This window comes from Synechococcus sp. R3-13, assembly GCF_047462195.1.
Taxonomy (GTDB): domain Bacteria; phylum Cyanobacteriota; class Cyanobacteriia; order Thermostichales; family Thermostichaceae; genus Thermostichus.
The window spans coordinates 1-2,481 of record NZ_JANSIO010000388.1; the positions used below are offsets into that span (position 1 = coordinate 1).

At 55.6% G+C, this 2,481-nt stretch carries 3 protein-coding genes; all 3 read right to left on the reverse strand.

Annotation, left to right across the window (positions count from 1 at the left end; all coding sequences use genetic code 11):
* On the reverse strand, nucleotides 1–197 hold a 197-nt coding region (locus NW856_RS11560; protein ID WP_414400390.1), incomplete at its 3' end, for a translation initiation factor IF-2 N-terminal domain-containing protein.
* Nucleotides 198–620: 423 nt separating this feature from the next.
* A complete protein-coding gene (locus NW856_RS11565; protein WP_414400392.1) occupies nucleotides 621–881 on the reverse strand; it encodes a YlxR family protein in 261 nt (86 codons plus the stop codon).
* Between the two features lie 44 nt (nucleotides 882–925).
* Nucleotides 926–1,945 (reverse strand): HD domain-containing phosphohydrolase, encoded by a 1,020-nt coding sequence (locus NW856_RS11570; RefSeq protein WP_414400394.1) that lies wholly within the window; start codon nucleotides 1,943–1,945, stop codon nucleotides 926–928.
* Between the last annotated feature and the right edge of the window lie 536 nt (nucleotides 1,946–2,481).

A 2,481-nucleotide genomic window follows, 5' to 3' on the forward strand; every position in this document is an offset into this window, starting at 1 on the left:
GGTTTGGGCCGGGGTCGAGGAGGCTTCACAATGCGGGAGGCGCCCAGCTTGCTGCGCACCAACTCAGCTTGCTCCGGAGAAATGGTGCTGCTGTGGGTTTTGAAAGGGATCCCCAGTTGCTCACAAACCTCCAGCACATCCCGACTGTCACGCCCCATCTCACGGGCAATATCATAAATTCGAACTTTATCGGTCATTCGTCTGCTAGCCTCTGCTCCTTTACTTCTCGTCAGTTTTACTATCCAAACTCAATGGGAACCAAGTTATTGGGTTGAGCCGAACCTTTCGGGCTTGCGGGGGCTTCCTCCGGCGCATCGAGAACAGCTCGGCAATCCTCCGGGGATCCGGCCTGAAGGGAACCCAGGTCTGAAGCTGCTCTGGCAACATCCGCAGGGGACATCCAGTAGGGCAGCCAGGGAAAGAATAGGTGGAAACAGCGCCTCCAGAATAACCTCTCTGCAGCTCCTCCAGCCTGACCTCAGTTTTCCGGCCAACTCCCATTCTGACAGTTGAGAGGGGCTGTCGTGTAGTTCGCAACCTGATGAACCTAAAAGGGCGTTTAAATATCTTACCTATGTTTGGGAATACCTCTGAGGCTCAGGCTTTTGGAGGAGATGCCCCTAGCAATCCTGCTCAAGAGAATCCAACAGCCGTTGAAACAACGAGTCAGGCACCGGTGCCTTGAGGGCTCGGTTTATCTGTTGCTTGCGCCGGGCTGCTTGCAGACATTCCAGCCGCCGACAGACATAGGCAGAACGCCCCATACCCTCATCCAAAAGCACTTGGTGGGAATCAAATTGCCTGACCAGCCGCCACAGTTGTGAGCGAGGAAACAACTGGCGACAGCCTACACAACGGCGCAGCGGATCGGCACCCGGCAAGAGACTCTATCCTGCTGGTACACTACAAGCAAGCCCTATCCAGCCTACTCCAAATCCAGCGCCCGCGATCGCAGAAACTCAAAGAAATACTCCACCAACTGGGGATCCCGCCACCCTCTGGCTGTTTCTTCCCGCAAAATGTCTATAGCCTCTTGAGCAGTGAAAGCTCGCTTGTAAGGTCGCTCTGAGGTGAGGGCGTCGTAGATGTCGATGATCTGAAAGATGCGGGCCACCAGAGGGATCTCTTCCCCCTTGAGGCCGTCGGGATAACCGCTGCCATCCCAACGCTCGTGGTGGTGACGGATGAGGGGCAACACCTCTTTCATGGTGCGTAGTGGGCGGCAGATTTGCTCCCCGATCAAGACATGGGATTTCATCACCTCCCACTCTTCCGGCGTATGCTTGCCTGTTTTACCCAAAATGGCATCGGGTATGCCCACTTTGCCGATGTCGTGCAGGTAACCTCCCCACATCAGCACCTTGATCAGGGGACGGGGCAGATGCAAAAACTCGCCGAAGCTCTTGGCCATTTGTGCCAGGCGCTCACAGTGATCCCCGGTGGTGGGATCCCGGCTTTCCACACTGCGGGCAATGGCGAACAAAACCTGGGCAGCATGATCCAAGTCTTCATTGAGGTGCTTTTGGCGAACGAGGGAACGCACCCGCGCCAACAATTCCGACTCGTCAAAGGGCTTGCTCAAGAAATCATCTGCCCCAGCTTCAATACCGCGCACGCGATTTTTGCGATCGCTGGCCGCTGTAATCAGCACCACCGGGATCAAACGCGTCTCGTCATTGGCTTTGATGCGCCGACAGACCTCGAACCCATCCAACCCCGGCATCATCACATCCAGCAAGATCAGATCCGGCTGGAAGGTTTTCAACATCTGCAGGGCTTGATTGCCGTTTTCGGCCTCGCTGACCCGGTAGCCAATGCTCTCCAGCAGATCCCCCAGCAGCAGGCGGCTGTTGGGCTGATCATCCACGACCAAAAGGTGACCAGCCTCAGCCTGATCCGCAAAAGGTGTGACAGGGATCCCAGCCGTTACGGGCATCTTGGGCATCTCGAGTTTGGCAAGTTGGGCGCAGGAGGAGCCGGTCACCGCACAATTCCAGTTGCAACACTTCTACAGTAATCCCATCAGAGAAAAAAGAGCATCAGGCTTTACACTGAGCTGCTCTAAGAAAGGGAAGGGTTTTTTCCCACCAATCCAGAACTTTGTGAGCACTTGTACAGAGCCTAGATATCCTGGAAGCCTCTTTCTGTTTAGTCTGATACAGATGCTTCGGAGAGTGGATGCCCCACCCAACTCCCCAGGCTCCCACGTCAGCGCACTTGGCCATTTCCACTGGCCGGTTAAGTACCGTTTTTAACCATCGGCTATTTGCTCACCTCTGCCCTGCTCAGTTCTCCTCCGTAATACACCTCGCAGGACTGTTCTCATTGTGGCTACCGGGTGAAGAAGACGCTGTCCACTCTCCCCAAAGAACTCCGTCCCGCTGACGCGAACGAAAGAGGGAACGCCTGGGGAGGTGAGCACCGCTGCCGTGGAGGCGAGACCTGATATGGTAAGTGCTGTCGCAGAACCAGGAACCAGAA

What these genes read in the sequence shown, in the direction of transcription:
- NW856_RS11570 (WP_414400394.1), bottom strand. Translation starts at nt 1,945, where the DNA reads ATGCCCAAGATGCCCGTAACGGCTGGGATCCCTGTCACACCTTTTGCG.